This is a genomic window from Halorubrum sp. GN12_10-3_MGM, assembly GCF_005435235.1.
GTDB lineage: Archaea > Halobacteriota > Halobacteria > Halobacteriales > Haloferacaceae > Halorubrum > Halorubrum ezzemoulense.
In genome coordinates this window covers 1-1116 of record NZ_SGUB01000060.1, presented here as the reverse complement: position 1 = coordinate 1116, position 1116 = coordinate 1, and the positions used below count along the sequence as shown (strand labels likewise).

1 protein-coding gene is annotated in these 1116 nt (G+C 59.9%); it reads left to right on the top strand.

All coding sequences use genetic code 11. The annotated features are described in order from the left end of the window. Nucleotides 1-17: 17 nt before the first annotated feature. Nucleotides 18-1116: RNA-guided endonuclease TnpB family protein (locus EXE47_RS18225; protein ID WP_137708627.1), on the top strand; the 1099-nt coding region annotated here is incomplete at its 3' end.

Sequence of the window (1116 nt, the reverse complement as noted above, 5' to 3'; positions counted from 1 at the left end):
GGGTACTCTCTGAAACTATGGGCGTGCGTCGAACCGCCGTCGTGAAACTCGCCGTTTCCGACGAGCAACGCGACGCACTCCACCGAACCGCCCAGCAATACCTGTACTGCGCGAACCGAACCGCCGACTACTGTTGGTCCGACACCTCCTACGCCGAGTGTAAGACCAACAAGCGAGAGGTTCGTGACGCGCTCTACGCCGAACTTCGAGAGGAGACAGACCTCCAGGCCCAACTTGTTCAAGCCGCTATCAAACGCGCTGTCGAAGCTGTCAAAGCGTGTGTCGAACGGTGGAAAAAGGGACAGCGCGTCTCTCAACCGACGTTTACCGCCGAAACGATGGACTACGACACGCGGAGCGCGACCTTCTACCGGAACAAGGTGTCGCTGGCAACTGTTGAGGGCCGAGTCGAACCGTCGTTCGTTCTCCCGGCAGACAGTCCGACGCCCTACGAGCGGTACGTACTCTCCGAGAGCTACGAGTTCCGTGAGAGTACGCTTCGGTACGACGCGGCCACTGACGAGTTCTACCTCAACATTTCGACGCGGCGGACAGACGGTGACGATGAGGTTTCGGAAGATACCGGGCACTCCGACCAAACGGTCCTCGGTATCGACCTCGGCGTCAACAGCCTCGCTGTGTCCTCAACCGGCACGTTTTGGCAGGGGGACGACTACGACCACTGGTGTCGTGAGTTCGAGAAGCGACGTGGCGAGATGCAACAACGCGGCACGCAGGCCGCACACAAGGCCCTGCTTCGCCTCGGGAAGCGAGAGGAAGCCTGGCGCAAACAGTACATCCACGCGATCGCCAACGAACTCGTCTCGGAAGCCGTCGAACACGACTGCGACGTGATCGCGTTCGAGGACTTGAGTGACATTCGAGAGCGGCTTCCACACGCGAAGTGGCACCACGTCTGGGCGTTCCGACGCCTGTTTGAATACGTCTCCTACAAAGCCCCTGAACAGGGCGTCTCTGTAGAGCAGGTCGAGCCGACCCATACATCCCAACGCTGTTCTCGGACGGACTGTGGGTTCACGCACGACGGCAACCGCCAGGGCGAACACTTCGAGTGCCAGAAGTGTGGGTATGAACTGAACGCGGATTATAACGCTG